The 17,064-nt window shown below is 34.9% G+C and carries 19 protein-coding genes; 16 read left to right on the top strand and 3 right to left on the bottom strand.

Features of this window, described 5'->3' with window-relative positions:
* Positions 1-267 precede the first annotated feature (267 nt).
* Positions 268-648, top strand: a complete 381-nt coding sequence (locus AMD00_RS08025) for a hypothetical protein (protein ID WP_053416499.1) — start codon at positions 268-270, stop codon at positions 646-648.
* A 118-nt stretch (positions 649-766) separates the two neighbouring features.
* On the opposite strand, the gene AMD00_RS08020 is transcribed toward AMD00_RS08025, so the two are convergent.
* From AMD00_RS08020 to AMD00_RS08010, 3 genes are read right to left on the bottom strand one after another with little or no spacing between them, the layout of a single operon-like run.
* Positions 767-2,227 (bottom strand): DUF7305 domain-containing protein, encoded by a 1,461-nt coding sequence (locus tag AMD00_RS08020; protein ID WP_053416498.1) that lies wholly within the window; start codon positions 2,225-2,227, stop codon positions 767-769.
* Positions 2,227-2,646: a prepilin-type N-terminal cleavage/methylation domain-containing protein gene (locus tag AMD00_RS08015; protein ID WP_053416497.1), complete on the bottom strand. Its 420-nt coding sequence runs from the start codon at positions 2,644-2,646 to the stop codon at positions 2,227-2,229. Before AMD00_RS08015 ends, AMD00_RS08020 begins: the two co-directional genes overlap by 1 nt.
* Positions 2,647-2,654: 8 nt before the next feature.
* Positions 2,655-3,080, bottom strand: a complete 426-nt coding sequence (locus AMD00_RS08010; protein ID WP_053416496.1) for a type IV pilus modification PilV family protein — start codon at positions 3,078-3,080, stop codon at positions 2,655-2,657.
* Between the two features lie 307 nt (positions 3,081-3,387).
* Here AMD00_RS08010 and AMD00_RS08005 point away from each other — a divergent pair, with 307 nt between their 5' ends.
* From AMD00_RS08005 to mreD, 15 genes are all read left to right on the top strand, one after another.
* Positions 3,388-4,701: a VanW family protein gene (locus AMD00_RS08005; RefSeq protein WP_053416495.1), complete on the top strand. Its 1,314-nt coding sequence runs from the start codon at positions 3,388-3,390 to the stop codon at positions 4,699-4,701.
* A 23-nt stretch (positions 4,702-4,724) separates the two neighbouring features.
* Positions 4,725-6,389 (top strand): GspE/PulE family protein, encoded by a 1,665-nt coding sequence (locus tag AMD00_RS08000; RefSeq protein ID WP_053416494.1) that lies wholly within the window; start codon positions 4,725-4,727, stop codon positions 6,387-6,389.
* 11 nt (positions 6,390-6,400) lie between these two features.
* Positions 6,401-7,444, top strand: coding sequence for a type IV pilus twitching motility protein PilT (locus tag AMD00_RS07995; RefSeq protein WP_053416493.1), 1,044 nt, complete (start codon positions 6,401-6,403; stop codon positions 7,442-7,444).
* On the top strand, positions 7,441-8,646 hold the full coding sequence (locus AMD00_RS07990; protein ID WP_053416492.1) for a type II secretion system F family protein: 1,206 nt from the start codon (positions 7,441-7,443) through the stop codon (positions 8,644-8,646). The genes AMD00_RS07995 and AMD00_RS07990 overlap by 4 nt, the downstream gene beginning before the upstream one ends.
* 102 nt (positions 8,647-8,748) lie before the next feature.
* On the top strand, positions 8,749-9,201 hold the full coding sequence (locus tag AMD00_RS07985) for a prepilin-type N-terminal cleavage/methylation domain-containing protein (protein WP_157059198.1): 453 nt from the start codon (positions 8,749-8,751) through the stop codon (positions 9,199-9,201).
* A gap of 129 nt (positions 9,202-9,330) precedes the next feature.
* Positions 9,331-10,305 carry a type IV pilus biogenesis protein PilM gene (gene pilM / locus AMD00_RS07980; protein ID WP_053416490.1) on the top strand — a complete coding sequence of 325 codons (975 nt, stop codon included), beginning with the start codon at positions 9,331-9,333 and terminating at the stop codon, positions 10,303-10,305.
* 3 nt (positions 10,306-10,308) lie between these two features.
* The gene (locus AMD00_RS07975) at positions 10,309-10,896 is read left to right on the top strand and encodes a PilN domain-containing protein (RefSeq protein ID WP_053416489.1); all 588 of its coding nucleotides are present in this window, start codon (positions 10,309-10,311) and stop codon (positions 10,894-10,896) included.
* Complete coding sequence (locus tag AMD00_RS07970; protein ID WP_053416488.1) at positions 10,893-11,603, top strand: hypothetical protein; 711 nt, start codon at positions 10,893-10,895, stop codon at positions 11,601-11,603. Before AMD00_RS07975 ends, AMD00_RS07970 begins: the two co-directional genes overlap by 4 nt.
* 21 nt (positions 11,604-11,624) lie before the next feature.
* A complete protein-coding gene (locus tag AMD00_RS07965) occupies positions 11,625-12,380 on the top strand; it encodes a prepilin peptidase (RefSeq protein WP_053416487.1) in 756 nt (251 codons plus the stop codon).
* Positions 12,381-12,463: 83 nt separating this feature from the next.
* The gene (locus AMD00_RS07960) at positions 12,464-13,090 is read left to right on the top strand and encodes a hypothetical protein (protein ID WP_053416486.1); all 627 of its coding nucleotides are present in this window, start codon (positions 12,464-12,466) and stop codon (positions 13,088-13,090) included.
* 86 nt (positions 13,091-13,176) lie between these two features.
* Positions 13,177-13,788, top strand: a complete 612-nt coding sequence (locus tag AMD00_RS07955; protein ID WP_053416485.1) for a Maf family protein — start codon at positions 13,177-13,179, stop codon at positions 13,786-13,788.
* A complete protein-coding gene (gene radC / locus AMD00_RS07950) occupies positions 13,778-14,476 on the top strand; it encodes a RadC family protein (RefSeq protein WP_053416484.1) in 699 nt (232 codons plus the stop codon). The genes AMD00_RS07955 and radC overlap by 11 nt, the downstream gene beginning before the upstream one ends.
* Before the next feature lie 94 nt (positions 14,477-14,570).
* Positions 14,571-15,590, top strand: a complete 1,020-nt coding sequence (locus AMD00_RS07945) for a rod shape-determining protein (protein ID WP_053416483.1) — start codon at positions 14,571-14,573, stop codon at positions 15,588-15,590.
* 13 nt (positions 15,591-15,603) lie between these two features.
* Positions 15,604-16,521 (top strand): rod shape-determining protein MreC, encoded by a 918-nt coding sequence (gene mreC, locus AMD00_RS07940; RefSeq protein ID WP_053416482.1) that lies wholly within the window; start codon positions 15,604-15,606, stop codon positions 16,519-16,521.
* The gene (mreD, locus tag AMD00_RS07935; RefSeq protein WP_083446192.1) at positions 16,521-17,048 is read left to right on the top strand and encodes a rod shape-determining protein MreD; all 528 of its coding nucleotides are present in this window, start codon (positions 16,521-16,523) and stop codon (positions 17,046-17,048) included. The genes mreC and mreD overlap by 1 nt, the downstream gene beginning before the upstream one ends.
* Positions 17,049-17,064 lie beyond the last annotated feature (16 nt).

Raw genomic sequence — 17,064 nt, 5'->3', positions numbered from 1 at the left:
ATGATTAGCAGAATACATATTAGTTAAATATTTTTTACATATGAATGCCTGACTACTATTAATATACTGTTGAAAATGAGCAAAGAAAACGTGGATTAAAAATGAGAGGATGTACTTAAAATCAATCAATTAGAATTTCTAAACAAAGATCCTGGGAGTAGACAGTTAGAAAAGGTTCTTCGTGCACTCCGGAATATTGAACAGCTAACAATCACGAAGGTTGATCGTATTGTTATCAAAAATGATGTAACCATTTCATTAACTAATTTGTTTGGAAAAGAATTAGTAGAAGGACTAACGAATCATAGTAGCGAATCAATAACTACTGATGAAACATTATCATCTAATCCTTCATCAGTTAATCAACATGTAGAGGAAACTCAGTTTGCAACTCCCGTATGTACTAATGCATCTGTAACTTCCTCACTTAAGCCTGAATGTATAACATTTGATGTAATGTTAGTCTCTCCAAATTATGATGATGTTTATGACTTTATAAAAGAAGTAGAAAGATTAGATCATATCGTCCGTCTAGACAAAGTGTACTTTTCAGTACCAAACGGAGAAGCAGATTCAAATGGTATAAAAGAAAGCATTCAAACGACATTACAGTTAACGACTTTCTATTGTAAGGATAAGTCGTATTAGAAAAAATATTTAGCAAAATGATTAAGAGGTGTTTCAAAGTTGTGGTATTGACTTTGAAACGCCTCTTTTTAAATTCTATAGCAGTATAAATCTTTACTTTTAAATTTATACTACTACTTTACTCTTCTATTAAAGCTCCTTGAGAGGATAGTTGTTTAGGGTCATCATAAGACGGAACTGTTTCAATAGGTATAGGGTTAGAGGAAGCGTATTGAACATATGCTCCACCTGAAGCAGTAAAGGATTTTGCAATCACTGCTCCAGTAATATTTCCACTACCTGATAAAGTAATATCTGCGTTTGGTGCGAAAAATACTTTAGTAATGGCTGAAGAAGCTCCATCTAATTCAACTTTACTTCCTCCAGAATAAATATCCCCTTGGAATCCTCCGCTACCTCCGAATTTAATATTGGCATTTTTTGCGTATAGTGATCCATAGATTCTTTGATCACCAGCCATGTTTATTGCATTATTTCCTTTGTAATACACTTTTAGTTTGGATATACTCCCATTGTTGTTTACTGTACTTGAAGAGTTTGTTGTTATTTTATCTTTCACATAAATAGTTAATTTTCCAGAACCTATAATCTTTATATGTCCATTTTCAATATTTAAGTGGTCTACTAGTAGGGACTTGTCTGTATTACCAACATTGATCGTTAATGAATAGTTACTAGATAGTATGATATTTTTGAATTTCATATTATCTGTCATATTAAGTGTATATTTGTCAGTAAGGTAGTGATTAATTAATAAATCGCCATCTTGTATAACTCTCGTTTTATTGGAGTCATTTTTTTTGACTTCCTCATTATTAGGGTATTTTAATTGCTCTAAATTTTTGAAATTCTCCTCTGGGAAAGAAGGTAACTCGATATCAATAGGAGTGTTAAGGTCTGCTTTAGGTTTATGGCTATAATGCGAAGGAATATCTATACTCCCTGGATTAGGTGATTCGGTTGCAATATCTGCCCCATAAATATTAGCGCTACCTGATAATGAGATAGTATTTTTGACATGAACTGCATATTTAGGTGTATATGTCTCAGGTGTTGGAGTTGTTTCAACAACTAAATATACAATATATTCTTGTGTTACCGTTCTTTTTTTGCCTCCAATTTCACCAGTTGATTTTATATAGTATTTTTTAGAGTCATCTTTATCTTTAGTTAATATTATTGTTGATTTCGGTTTTTTGCCAAAATGTTCTTCATAATTGCTAAACTGATTGACTGTTGAGCTTGCAATATTTTGCTCAGCTTGAGTGTAAAAATAGTCTTTGAAATTAAACTTTAATTTTTCTTTATTAGTTAAAGTTTCATAGTGATTTTTAGTGGAAATGAAAGCATCGTTCACTTTGTTATTAAGTTCTTCTCTTTTTTGTACAATACCTGCTTCTGCAATATAGTAGACTGATTGATCTGTACGTTCACCTGAAGATTGCTTCATTGTTGTTGCAGTAACGCTCATCAATGAAATACCAAGTATCGACATAACAACAAGTACCATAAGGACGATAATTAGAGTATAGCCATTTTCATTTTTTAAAGTGTGGTTATGTTTATATAATTTTCTCATTAGCTTCCACTCCTAACGACTATTTTTGTTTCAACAGTTTTGCCATCAAGATTTTTTATTTTGATATTCCAAGAATTATCTTTGTATTCAACCATAAATTCGCCAATATTAGTGGCGAAGGGCTCGTGGTTTTTGATGATGCTATTTGTATTTACATCAAATTTATATTCATCGTTTTTTATTTTGATTCCAGTATTAATAGAGCTAATATCAGTTGTTTTTCTCATTTCTTTTGTAATGACTTTTAAGACATATGAAACCTCATTAAGTTGCTGATTTTTATTTAATTGTTTGTCGTATTGTTTAGAACTGGACAATTGAACGTTGAATATTAAAGTAGCAACTATAGCAGTTATGACAATCGTAGCAAGTATTTCTACTAATGTTACACCTTTTTCGTTAGTTACTATTTTCATCATTGTTTACCTCACTTCCATACGAATACATTTTCCATTTGTGCTTTCGGAGTAATCTCTTTGTTTTCATAGACAGTAATAATGATGTTCGTTAAGTTAGGTGCATTTGTGTTTTTTTTAAGCTTTAATTTAATAGTATTTCTAGCTTCTGTTTTAATGAAATCGACCCCATTAGCTTCAAGAGTATAGCCTAAACTTTTAATGGCTTCTTCCGGATTACTCACCTTTTTACTAACTGCATAGGCTTTTTCCATTTCTGATTGTGCGATATATGTCGCATCTACAATATTTTCTGAGTTTTTTCCCGTTTTTGCTGTTTGGATAAAGAAGGTAAAAAAGGCTGTTAGTAGAATTACTAATATAACGAAAGATGCCAAGACTTCAATTAGTGTGAATCCTTTTTCGTTTGAATGTAAAGGCTTATAGAATTTCATCATTTTTAAAACCTCTTTCGTATGATTGATGGAATATATTTTTCAACAATATGAGGTGATAAATAAAATATTAATAGAGAAGTAATATGTAAATATGAATGGTTCAAATAACCTGTTTTTTAGATTGAACTATACACTTATATCATACCTTCTTATGTGATATATAGCATATATTTTTAATTATAATATGTGAAATTAATTATAATTTGTGATATAAGTCGTATCTTTTTGGATAATTTTTATTTATAATCTATTTTATAGTTTAGGTAATACGTATATACAAAAATATCTATAATAGGAGAATTAGAATATGAGGTTATTTACGAAAATAACAATAATTACTCTGCTAGTATTCGGTTTTCTTGTTTCATTTGAATATTATGGGGATAAAGCATTAGCTGCTCCTAAGGGTTCTACTATAGGGGATGTTTCTATAGAGAACTTATCTAAGGAGGATATGAAAGAAAAGTTAAATGCAGCTACTGATACATGGCAAGGTAGTGAAATATTGATAACGGTAGGGGAAAAAGAGATTTTACTGACTGGAGAAGATTTTCACTTCGATATAGATGCTTCTATTAAGCAATATGAACTTAGTATAGATAAGCCCTGGTATGCGTTTTGGGAAAAGAAACGTATTGTACATGAGCCTTTAATTGTAGAGGCAAATCCTACTTTAAAAGAGAAAGTTGAAAACCAAACAAATATAAAAGATGAAAATCTAATTACTCAAATTCTTGAAGCGGCGTCTTATCTGAAGAGTTTACCAATTAAGGTTGAAGTTAAAGATATATCAATCGATCATGCTGAACGAATTTCCTTTGAAACGATAGCTTTGAGTGAGAGTCAAATCGCAGAAATTTCGAAAATTGTTAATCAATTCAATGGTTATTTAATTGAGCCAGAAAATGAAGTTTCATTTAATGAACTAATAGCCAATACCTCTAACAATGAAAGTGCAACGACGATTGTAGCATCAGCTTTGCATAGTGCAGTAGTGCAAAGTAGCTTTGAAATATTGGAAAGGCATCAAGCCAACGAAGTTCCAAGATATGTAAATCCTGGGTATGAAGCTGTTGTTAATCCAATATTTAAAAGAGATTTTCGATTTGTATCCCATAGTAAAGTACCGGCGAAAATTGTTGCTACAGTAAAATCAGGTGAATTAAAAATTGAACTATATTCACTAAGAGGTAATCCAAAAGTGTCCGTTTTTGAAGAGGATAAAAAGAATGTTAAACCCCGTACTATTTATCGATATTCTTCTTATTTAGAAGAAGGAGAAAGAGAGATAGCTCAACAACCAGTGTCAGGTCTTCAACTATTGATTTATCGAACAGTCACTATTGATGATGGAAATGAAAAAACAGAATTAATTAGTCAAAATTACTATGCTCCACAAAATGAAATCATTGAGCTGTCATCAAAACAAACACCGGTTGATTTGAATTCTACAAGCGAAGAGGAAGTTTCAGAAGAATGTAACGCGGATGATACCTCAGATATCTGCAAACCAACAACTACGAAACGAAAAAAAGCAACTGTTAGTAAAAATGGTAGTCCTGTTCCCGAAGGAAGCTACTATACCGAAACAGGAGATATTGTTACACCTGGTACTAAATAAGGTGGCGAAGAGGTGAGGGGAAAATGAGTAAAGTAAAAAGAAAAAGACTCGGAGATTTATTAGTTGAAGCTAACGCAATTACTCAGGAGCAGTTAGATTATGCTCTAAAAAATAGAAATATAAATGAGAGACTTGGAGATTTTCTAATTAGAGAAAATTTACTAACAGAGCAACTATTAATTGAAGTATTAGAGTTCCAATTAGGCGTACCTCATATTAGTATCAGTCAATATGCAATTGAACCGGAACTCATTCAACTAGTACCAAAAGAATTAGCTAAACGTTCTTTATTAATGCCTTTGACGCGTGAAAAGAATAAATTACTCATTGCTATGGCTGATCCTATGGATTATTTCGCTATTGAAGAAGTTCGTATGGTGACGGGTTGCCAAATAGAGACGAGTATTGCAACGAAGGATGATTTATATCGCTCTATTTCTAAATACTATGATTTACAGGAAACAATGGATGCTGCGTTGAATGATTTTATCCCATTAGAAAAAGATGAAGAAACAGAAATTTTCGATGACGATTCTCCTATTGTTAAGTTAGTAAACCAAATTATCTCGAATGCTGTTGTTCAAAGAGCTAGTGATATTCACTTTGACCCACATGAAACAGAACTACGTATTCGGTTACGTATCGATGGTGTATTAAAAAACGAGCGTTCCCTTCCAAAACATATGCAAAATATGATTATCGCTCGTATTAAAATTATGGGGAATTTGAATATTACAGAAAATCGCTTACCCCAGGATGGGCGAATAAAGGCCAATATTAATCTTCACCCGATTGATATTCGATTATCTACGTTACCTACAATTTATGGTGAAAAAGTTGTTATGCGTGTATTGGATTTGAATAATTCACACGGGGATATTCAAAAGCTGGGTTTTTCAGATAATAACTTAGAACATTTTAAAGGAATAATTTCTAAACCGAATGGAATTGTACTTATTACAGGTCCAACTGGTTCCGGTAAATCTTCTACATTATCTGCGACATTGCATCATCTAAATGGTGAAGATGTCAATATCGTGACAGTTGAGGATCCTGTTGAATATCAAATGGATGGTGTAAATCAAATTCAAGTTCGTGAAGAGATAGGATTGACGTTTGCTACTGGCCTAAGATCTATTTTACGTCAAGATCCAGACATCGTCATGATAGGTGAGATTCGAGATTTAGAAACAGCGCAAATAGCGACTCGTGCATCCTTAACCGGCCACTTAGTACTAAGTACATTACATACGAATAGTGCTGTTGAATCTATCTCTAGATTGATTGATATGGGGATTGAGCCGTTTTTAATTTCATCTTCGGTTGTCGGAGTTGTGGCGCAGCGTCTTGTTAGACGAGTCTGTCGTGATTGTGGTGAGGATCATGACTTATCTTTACAAGAACAGGAGATTTTTTTGAAACATAATGTACATGTTGAAAGAGTAAAGCGTGGTAAAGGATGTCCGTCATGCAATAAGACGGGATATAGAGGGCGACTTGCAATTCATGAAATACTCGTAGTCGATGATTATATAAAAGAATTGATACTAGATAAAGCAGGAATTGCAACGATTAAAAAGGAAATGTATAACAAAGGCTATCGAACATTATTAGAAGATGGACTGTTAAAGGTGGCAGATGGTGTAACAACGACAGAAGAAATATTACGTGTAGCAACTGATAACTAGGATGTGAGGAAATGGCGAAATCTATTTTAGAATTACTAACTTATGCGGATGACAATGATGCTTCGGATTTACATGTAACTGTAGGTGTACCTCCGCATTATCGTATTAACGGTCAATTGCAGCCGTATGGAGAAGAGAATCTGACACCTGATGATTTAGAGTTGATGATTAAAGATATTCTGCCACCGCATCGTCAGGAGGAGTATGAAATAAAAGGTGAAGTTGATTTCAACTACTCACTCCCAGGGAGATGTCGTTTCCGTATGAACGCCTATCATCAGCGTAATAGCTGCACATTAGCAGCACGTAAAATTACATCTGAAATTCCAACAATTGAACAATTAGGTATGCCGGAAGTATTGAAAAATTTATGTAGTAAACCCCAGGGGCTCATACTTGTAACAGGACCAACCGGCTCAGGTAAATCTACAACTCTAGCTGCAATGATTGACTATATTAACACGAATAATGCGAAACATATTATCACGCTAGAAGATCCGATTGAATATTTGCATAAACATAAAATGTCGATAGTAAACCAAAGAGAAGTAGGTACTGATACGAATAGCTTTGCGAACGGTTTGCGAGCAGCTCTTCGTCAAGATCCAGACATTATTCTAGTAGGGGAAATGCGTGATCATGAAACGATTTCAACAGCAATTACAGCTGCTGAGACAGGTCATTTAGTTATGGCGACATTGCATACAAGTAGTGCACCTACGACAATTGACCGTATTATCGACGTCTTTCCACCTCATCAGCAAAGTCAAATTCGTATTCAGCTAGCGAATGTGTTACAAGGTATTATTTCACAGCGTCTATTTAAACGAATAGACAAGCCAGGTAGAGTAGCAGCAACAGAAATTTTAGTACATACGCCATCTGTTTCTAATTTAATACGAAACGATAAGGTACATCAAATTCCGAATATTATGCAAACAAATCGGGCTCTTGGCATGCATACGATTGATAGTTCTATTCAACAGCTTTTAACGAAGAAAATAATAGATTTTGAAATCGCCAAAACGTATTTGAATGCAGGTGAATTTGGATGACAGTATATCGATATAGTGGTCGGTCATCAAAGGGGTCTGCAGAGAAAGGGATTATTGAAGCAGGCTCCAAGCAATTAGCTGTTAAAAAATTACGAGAACAAGGCATTAACCCTCGACAAATTGAAGAGTCCAAAAGTATTTTGCACAAGGATTTATCGCTTGGTAATGGAGTGAAAAATGAGGACTTTGTTATTTATTGTCGTCAATTTGCGACGCTAATTCGTGCGGGAATTTCGATTGTAGAAGCAACACGTATTCTAAGTGCGCAAACGTCTAGTAAGACGCTTAAAAAAGCTTTGAATGGAGTGGAGGAGGATATTCGCTCCGGTATTGCTTTTTCTGCTTCAGCGGCGAAATATCCAAAGGTCTTCCCGACGCTCTTTATCAATATGATGAAGGCTGGGGAAGCGACAGGTAATTTAGATGACACATTAGAACGAATGGCTTTTAGCTATGAGAAATCTTTTAAGTTACAGAAGAAAATTCAATCGGCTATGACTTATCCTGTTGTGTTAGTCATCTTAATCGTTTTGGTGGCCGTTTTTCTGCTGCTATGGCTTGTCCCGAGATTTACAGCGTCCTTTGCTAGTTTTGGCGCTGAACTACCAGCCATTACATTGATTGTCCTGGCATTTAGCGATGCTTTGAAAAAGTTTTGGTGGCTGTTGTTACTCGTCGCTGTAGTTGCAATTGGAGGATTTGCTTTTCTATTTAAGAATAATGAAAAATTTAAATTTATGACGCACTATGTCCTATTGAAAATGCCGATTTTCGGAAAAGTACTGCAAAAATCGGCTATTGCTCGTATGACTAGAACGTTATCAACCTTATTTAGTAGCTCTGTACCTATATTAAGTGCTTTAACCATTGTTGAGAAAATTATCGGTAACCCTGTTATAGAAGAAGTGATTAGTGAATCCAAAAGTTCATTAGAAAAAGGGAGTCCACTAGCGCAGCCATTAGAGAAAAGCTGGGTATTCCCACCACTCGTAACGCAAATGGTTGCAATCGGAGAGCAAACGGGTTCTCTAGATTATATGCTAGAAAAAATTGCGGAGTTTTACGAGGATGACGTGGACCGCACAGTCGATTCATTGAAATCTTTAATTGAACCATTAATGATTTTACTGTTAGCAGCTATTGTTGGATTTATCGTAGCAGCCATTATGCTACCGATGTTTAGTCTATATGAACAAATCTAGTGGACATTTAATTGAAAGGAGGTGAAAGGGAAAATGACACCTGAGCAAGTACAACTAACTTCTAAGGATCAACTTACATATACAGAAAAAGGAGGTTTTATCATGAATAAGATCAAAAAAATGATAAAAAATGAAAGAGGTATGACTTTAATCGAGCTTTTAGCTGTAATCGTTATTATCGCGATTATCGCATTAATCGCTATTCCTGCGATTGGGAATATTATTGCAAACTCTAAAGATAAAGCTATTTTATCTGATGCATCTCAAATAATTTCAGGTGCAAAAATTGCATTTGCAGATGGTGGATGTGCTTCAACAACAGTGTGTAATGGTGCAGAACTTAAAAGTTATGTAGAAGGTGAAGGTATTACATTAGACGAAAAAACAACAACAGTAACTAAAGCTGATGGTGTTTACACTATTGTATATGCTGGTTTTAGTGGACTAAGTAAAGACAGTAAATTTAAAAAAGATACTAAAGATAATCAAATAACAAGTACAAAATTAGCGGAAATAATGGGTGGCAAAGCATCAACACCTGATAAAGCAGAATAATAAAGAACACAGCAGCCTCGGCTGCTGTATTCCCTTTAATCTTTCGTTGAAGAAAGCCATAGCATTTCAAATGTATTCTCGGCTTTCTCCACCGAAGTATTAAAGCTTTTCGATGTGGGAGGTACTCTGATGATATTTAAGAAGAAAAAGCGACAGCTGTCACTTATATATAATGATTATGCAATGCATATGTTAGCAGTCAGTTCAAATGATTTAGCGCAGTCTACAATAGAAGGAATTCCATTAGATGAAGGTATTGTGGTGGATGGTGTCATTGAGGATGAGCTTTCTTTTTTTGAGATACTAAAGGAGCAAGTAAAAAAATATGGTCTTAAAGGCCAAAATGTACGCTTTTTTGTGCCAGATAGTACAGTTATGATGAAGGTAATTGATCATCCACAGGAATTAAAGGAAGTAGAATCGATTAAAGAGTATGTAGAGATGGAGTTAGGACGTTCAATTCACCTACCATTTGAAGATGCGCTTATTGATATTTATGATGTACAGGCTGGGGATGGCAAGGCGACTTTATTTGCTACGAGTGCAGATGAGATTCAGAAGTTGACGGGGCTATTAGATGATGCTGGTTTAACGCCTGTTGTGGCAGATATTAAATCTATCTCTAATTTACGTTTGCTTGAAATGGTTATGCCGAATATACATAATAGCGTAACGCTAATAACAGATTGGTCTATTAATAAACTATCATTAACAATTTATTCGCAGGGGGAAGTCGAATTTTTACGTTATCAAACGATTAATACAGAGCGTAGTAAATGGTACCCGAAACACACGGAAGATGCCTTTGATTATGCTTACAGTGATGATGTGATGAACTATAAAACAGCATTAATGGAGCCGTTATCAGAAATTGATCGTATATTAAACTTTTATCACTACTCTTTAAATAAAGGCGAAAAAAGCGTAGGGAATATTGTTGTTATAGGAGATTCTCCTGAGTTGCCTTATATAATTGACATGTTAGAAAGTCAATTAAATTTGCCTATACATACTTTAAAAGATTCGGTGATTACTAGTAAGTTCCCTAACTTTAAGGCGTCTCAATCAAGTTTAATTGGACTAGCCTTAAAGGAGGTAGAGTAGGATATGATTCCGGATATTAATCTCTTACCTAAGGTAGAGAGAAAAAAGACAAATAGTCTACTTTTATGGTTATTTGTAGCAGTCGTTTGTTTATTGCTTATTGCTATTGGGGTAAAATATTTCACTTTAAAAAGTGAGATTGAATCCTTGACCTCAGAGCAACAAAGTTTATCAACAGAAATTAATAGTTATAAAGGTCAAATCGCTAATATTCAGAAGCAATCACAAGGTACTCTTGCTCAATCTGTACAATTTGTTGAATCAATTTCATACCCAGTTACACCGATAATTGATAGTTTAGAAGGTCATCTTGAATCGTACGAAAAGCTTACAGACATTAAGTACGGTGCTGAAGGTATTGCAGTGACAATCGACTTTGAAACACTTAACGATGTATCTCTGTATGTTCAAAAATTATTAATGGATCATTTATATACTGATGTCCAAATTGAAAAAGTAACGGCTTTTAAACCAGAAAAAAACGAGTATAATAATGCCGATTCAGATGAAGATTTAGTTCCCCGCTATACAGCAGAGTTTAAATTGGCTATTAGTAATTCAGATTTACTTGCGGAGGTAGAGCGTCCATGAATTCTTTAGGGAGTAATAAGAAATCAGCATATATTCTAATCGGAATACTTGTTCTTACAATCTTATGCGCTATCTTTTATTATGCTGTGTATCCAAAAATGGAGGAAAGTAATTCTTTGAAATATCAAATCGCGGATATGAGGAAAGAGGCAGCCACTCTAGATGAACAGCTTGACTTAATGAAGGACGAACAAAAAGCCAACGAGAAAAGTATGAGTGAGCTTAAAACGAAAGTACCGTTAGATCGTGATTTAAGTAATGTGATTAATGCTATTGAACAAGTGGAATTAGTAAGCGAAACAAATGTACTTGACGTTACATTTAATAATTATGATGAGGCCGTGAAAGAAACAATCGAAACGAACGAAACCTCAACTAATAAGGAACCACAAAATCAAGCAAGTAGTGATAATGTAAACGGTAATGATGTGAACGAAACGTCGGTTACCCCGATTTCACCGATTGCATCTAGTAGTCTACCAGAAGCATTAAAACTAATAACGATGACGCTATCGATTAGTGCAAAGGATAAAAAAGAAATAAGAGCTTTTTTAAAGGAAGTCGAAGTATTACCTCGTATTATGCGTATTGACTCTGTCGAGTACGAGATACCAAATACAGATGTACAAAGTTCAGAGGTAGATGAATCGCTTCAAGCAACCGTTCAACTCACAGTATTCTACTATGAGGGTTCAGTAGAAGAATAAACTTTAATAAGAGGGATATAAATGATAATTGTTTATGCACTATTCTTTTTTATATTTGGTCTAGTTTTTGGTTCGTTTTTTAATGTCGTTGGGTTAAGAGTACCTAAGGGAGAGTCTATTGTTCGCCCACCTTCACATTGTACAAATTGTCAAAGGCAGTTAACAGTTAGGGACTTAGTGCCTGTTTTATCTTTTTTGTTTTTGAAGGGTAAATGTAGAAATTGCGATGCAAAAATTCATTGGGTATACCCGTTGATGGAATTTTTGACAGCCCTTCTTTTTGCATTGGCATATTTGGAATTGGGGTTAAAGCCTGAATTAATTATTGCTCTATTATTTATTTCCCTATTAATCATTATTACAGTTTCAGATATTGCGTATATGCTGATTCCTAATAAGATTTTATTGTTTTTTGGGGCGCTCTTAGTGGTTGGACGTATTTTCATCCAGTCAGACCCGTGGTGGGACAGTATTGTTGGAGCATTTGGTGGGTTTTTAATATTATTACTCGTAGCTATCCTGTCGAAAGGTGGTATAGGGGGCGGGGATATTAAATTATTTTTCATCATTGGACTAGTGCTTGGTATTTTTTCGACATTACTTGCGTTATTTTTGGCTGCTGTAATTGGTTTAGTAACAGGTGTTGTACTATTAATCTACCGAAAGCAAGGGCGTAAAACTCCAATTCCTTTCGGTCCTTCGATTGCAGTGGCTAGTATTATTGCTTATTTCTATGGTGAACAAATTCTCGAATGGTATATGAATTTGTTATTTTAACAAGATAAATTTTGTAGACAAGACGACAGGAGTCTTGTCTTTTTTTATGGTCATCATGCTACGGTTAATAGAGGGGTGATGACATGAAATTTGAATCCAGAAATAATAAAAAAATGCTGCTCTTGTCTATGATGCATGGTGTGATTATTGGTGTGGCAGGAGTATTTCTATTTTTCATTGCATTGCATTTTTTTGATGGACAAGCAGATAAGCAAGTTACTAATGATAAGAAAACTGCAACAAAAACGACAACAACTGCTAAGGCTGATGACAAAGCATATACCTTTTATGCTCAACAGTATGGTGTTTTTTCAAGTGAGCAATCCGCAACGGAATTTTTAGGTACTAATCCAAAACTATATACGAGTGCTATCGTTTCATTTGGAGGTCAATATTTTGTATGGTCTGCTGTTGGAACAAAGGAAAAGGAAATTAAAGAAAGAGTAGATAAAGATTCGTTCGTAAAAAAGATTAGTTTTAGCGGTGCTAAATGTGAAAGTCCAGCACTTGTCGAAATGCCCAAAGTACTGAGTGCATCAAAAGTGTCAAAGTTTACTTTTGAAGGCTCTAAGAAAAAGATTGATCCACCTTCTAATTGGACTTCAAACATTGAAGCGGTATCAAAGGTTTCTGACGATATTCAAGTAATCAGATTACAGCTAATTAGCCACTATACAGCACAAAACAAATGTCTCAAGATTGGGTTTTAAGGTGTTAAAACCCATCAAATCTCGATTTTAACACTTTTGAAAAAAATGTCATTTCGATTATGATGTCAAAAAAGGAGGGAATTGAAATGACTTTAAATCCAGTAACGACTATTATTCTAGTGAGCCCAAAAGGCAATGCTGAAGATATTTTTGCCCGTATTAAAATACCTTATGAGGTTGAGTATCATCATGTAGCCATTGATTATCCTTCAACTACATCACCTTTGGATTTTACTGTTTACTGTTCTTTTGTGACTTTGTGGCGCCAATTTATGGTAGAGCGTAATAAGGTATATATTTCGACGAAACGAACCGTTAGTATCGATGGTGAAATTATGAGTCCCCCTACTACTAGACAGGCTGCCTATCGTTATTTAGCTAAACTATCAAATCGTCAACATATTGTAACAACAGCGATTGCAATTAGATATCTTGGACAGGTAACAATGGTTGTAGTTGAGTCCAAAGTAACGATGAAAAAATTATCTCAAAAAATAATTGAACATTATGTTGAAACCGGGGAACCTTTTGAGCATGATATTGGTTATAATATACAAGGATTAGGGGCAAATTTAACGGAATCTATTGAGGGAGATTTTGATAATGTCGCTGGATTACCAATTTACGCTTTGCAAGAGCATCTAATTAGCAAAAAGATTCTCGTTGTAAAGGAAGGGGAGATAGTCGATGTCTACTGACACTATTAAACCAATGATGATCCGTGATGTGCATCAAGATGACCGTCCTAGGGAACGCTTAAAGAGACAAGGCGCAGAGAGTTTATCGAACCAGGAGCTTATCGCAATATTATTACGGACAGGAACGAAGGAAGAATCTGTTTTACATATTGCAAATCGAGTTTTAACATCTTTCGAACAGCTTCACGAATTAAAGCATGCAGCCATTGAGGAAATCACATCTGTAAAAGGAATTGGAGAGGCAAAAGCGATTCAACTACTAGCTGCCATTGAACTCGGTAGAAGAATGTCGCAACAGCGAATAGAAGATCGCTATACTATCCGGTCTCCTCAAGATGCAGCTACATACTTAATGGCTGATATGACTGCTTTACTACAAGAGCATTTCGTAGTGTTGTTTTTGAATGTTAAAAACCAAATTATTCATAAGCAAACGATCTTCATTGGTAGCTTAAATGCTAGTATCGTTCACCCACGTGAAATTTTTCGTGAAGCTGTTAAACGCTCTGCTGCTTCGCTTGTTTGTGCGCATAATCATCCCTCAGGCAACCCCGCTCCTTCACCAGAAGATATTGAAGTTACAAAAAGAATCCAGGAAGCCGGCTATATAATAGGTATAGAGCTTTTAGACCATGTCATAATTGGGGACCACCAATTTATAAGTTTAAAGGAGAAAGGGTACATGTAACACTGTAATTTTTCATTCCTTTCCGTTATAATAAAACTTATGATTTTATGACAGCTAAGAAAGTTATGGCTATAGAGAAAGGAAGAACATAATAGTGTTTGGATTAGGTGGGAAAGATGTCGGGATTGACCTCGGCACAGCAAATACATTGGTATTTATTAAAGGAAAAGGGATCGTACTCAGAGAGCCTTCTGTAGTTGCGAAAAATACAAAAACAGGTGAAATCGTAGCAGTAGGTAACGATGCAAAAAATATGATTGGACGTACTCCAGGTTCGATCGTAGCAATCCGCCCAATGAAAGATGGCGTTATAGCTGATTTTGATATTACTACTACTATGATTCAATATTATTTACGTGAGGCTATGAAATCTTCAGGTGGTAACTGGAAGAAGCCGAATGTGATGATTTGTGTACCTTATGGTATTACATCTGTTGAACAACGTGCTGTTATAGATGCATCTCGTCAAGCAGGAGCGAAAGATGCTTTCACAATTGAAGAACCATTTGCAGCAGCAATTGGTGCTAACTTACCAGTTTGGGAACCAACAGGTAGTATGGTTGTTGATATCGGTGGTGGTACTACTGAAGTTGCAGTTATCTCATTAGGTGGTATCGTGACAAGTGAATCTGTACGTGTTGCGGGTGATGCAATGGATCAAGCCATTACAGCTTATATTCGTAAATCATATAATTTAACAATTGGTGAACGTACTTCAGAATCTATTAAAATGGAAATTGGTTCTGCTAGCACTGAAGGTCCTGAAGAGCGCATGGAGATCCGTGGTCGTGATTTAGTAACTGGTTTACCAAAAACAATTGAAATTTCTTCTATCGAAATTGCTGAAGCATTACGTGAATCAATCGCCGCTATTATCGATGGCGTTAAGAAAACATTAGAGCAAACTCCTCCTGAGCTTTCTGCTGATGTTATGGAACGTGGAATTGTATTAACTGGTGGTGGAGCGCTACTGAAAAGCTTAGATAAAGTTATCAGTAGCGAAACTAATATGCCAGTATTTATTGCTGAAAACCCGCTAGATTGTGTTGCAATTGGTACTGGTATGGCGTTAGATCATATCGATTTAGTACGTCGTCAACAAACGAAAGGTTAAGGAGGTTTAGGCAATGCCACAGTTTTTCTCGAATAAGCGATTAATTTTGCTGCTTGTCGGCGTAATTTTCCTCGTGGCATTGATTAGCTTCTCCTTACGCGATCGTCAAAACGCCTCGCTTCCTGAACAAATTATTAAAGATACAGTCGGTTTTGGACAATCTCTAGTGTCCAAACCGGCTCACTACATAACAGGAATCTTTAATAATGTCGATGCATTATTAAACACGTATGATGAAAACAAGAGATTAAAATCGCGTTTGGAAGAATTTGCAGTACTGCAGGGCGAAGTCAATGATTTGAAGATTGAAAATGACAAGCTACGAGCTATAATTGACAAAAAAGAGGATTTGAAGAAATTCAATCCAATTCAAGCAACTGTTATTGCACGAAATCCTGATCAATGGGAAGAAAAGTTGATTTTGGACCAAGGAACGATGGATGGGATTAAAGTCAACATGGCAGTAAGAACATCTGAAGGTTTAATTGGTAAAATCGTGCAAACGACACCGTATACATCAGAAGTAGAGTTATTGACTACCAATAATCCTAATTATCGTGTATCAGCAGTTGTTGCAAATAAAAAACAAGTATTTGGCCTAATAGAAGGTTTTGATGGGAAACGTAACGAATTAATACTAAAACGTATTGACTCTAGTTTGAAAGTGAAAAAAGGCGATAAAGTTATGACATCTGGTTTAGGTGGTATTTTCCCGAAAGGTATTCTAATTGGGGAAGTAACAAAAGTTACTACGGATGATTATGGTTTAACAAAACTTGCTTATGTGAAACCAGCTGCTAACTTTTCAATGCTTGATCATGTTATTATTGCGAAAAGAGAATCTATTAATATTGATGGTTCTGATGGTAATAGTACAAACAATGACGAAACAAATAAAACTACTACTAACACGACTGGGGATGGAGAATGATGGCACGTTTTCTAATTCCTCTAGTCGCTGTTGTTTTGTTCTTTTTGGAAACTGAATTCGCCCTATTTTCACCGATTGAGTGGAATGGTGAGTTAGTTTATTTAGTGCCGAGATTTTTAATATTATATTTGATATTTCTTTCGATTTACTACAATCGAAAACGAGCTATGCTATATGGATTAATTTTTGGACTCTTGTATGATATCTTCTACATTGATATTATTGGATTATATTCATTTTTGTACCCATTTATTTGTTTTATAGCAGGTTCTACAGTAAAATATATCCATCAACATTTATTTGTAACAACAACATTATCGTTACTATTAGTCGCGTTATTAGAGATTATCTTACATCAATTTTTCTTAATAATTTCATTTACGACTATTCCATTTTCAGAATTTTTAAATCAGCGTTTAATACCAACAATGATTGCGAACTCAATTTTCCTCATCATGCTTGGTTGGACGTTTAGATATTTAATACAAGCGCGCGTATTGCAAAAAGCAAATCAATCCATTTTATAAAAAAATCGTGAGGTGA

Source organism: Viridibacillus arvi, assembly GCF_001274945.1.
Classification (GTDB): Bacteria; Bacillota; Bacilli; order Bacillales_A; family Planococcaceae; genus Viridibacillus; species Viridibacillus arvi.
Note: the sequence above shows the minus strand (reverse complement) of the source record. Positions and strands in the feature narration are given on the sequence as shown.